The sequence below is a fragment of the Polaromonas sp. P1_G2 genome (assembly GCF_056405515.1).
Genome location: NZ_JBFUBY010001580.1, coordinates 1 through 382, shown reverse-complemented (window position 1 = coordinate 382; position 382 = coordinate 1). Strand labels below are relative to the sequence as shown.

General features: G+C 62.6%; 1 protein-coding gene. It reads right to left on the bottom strand.

Annotated features, from left to right (window positions below; genetic code table 11):
* Positions 1–382, bottom strand: a 382-nt coding sequence (locus AC1D0P_RS31635; protein WP_477680340.1) for an aldehyde dehydrogenase family protein, incomplete at both ends; no start/stop codon positions are given.

Genomic DNA, 382 nt, shown 5'->3' with positions numbered 1-382 from the left:
GCTTCGAGGTCGTGTCATGGTCGAGGAAGATGTTCATGAATACATCGTCCGGCACGCCCGCCTCGTTGAAGGCCCGCACCAGCCGCTCGCCGACCAGAAGCGTCTGGCTGGCATGCTTGATGACCACTGCATTGCCGGCCATCAGCGCCGGCGCCACGGTGTTGATCGCCGTCATATAGGGATAGTTCCAGGGCGCGATGACGAAGACCACGCCATGCGGCTCGCGGGCGATATAGCGTTCGAAGGCGGCACTCTTCTCGACGCTGATCGGCGCCAGCGCATCATGGGCGATCGAAGCGACGTAATTGGAGCGCTCGTTGAAGCCGCGGAACTCGCCGCCATATTTCACCGGCCGGCCCATCTGCCAGGCAAGCTCCTTCAC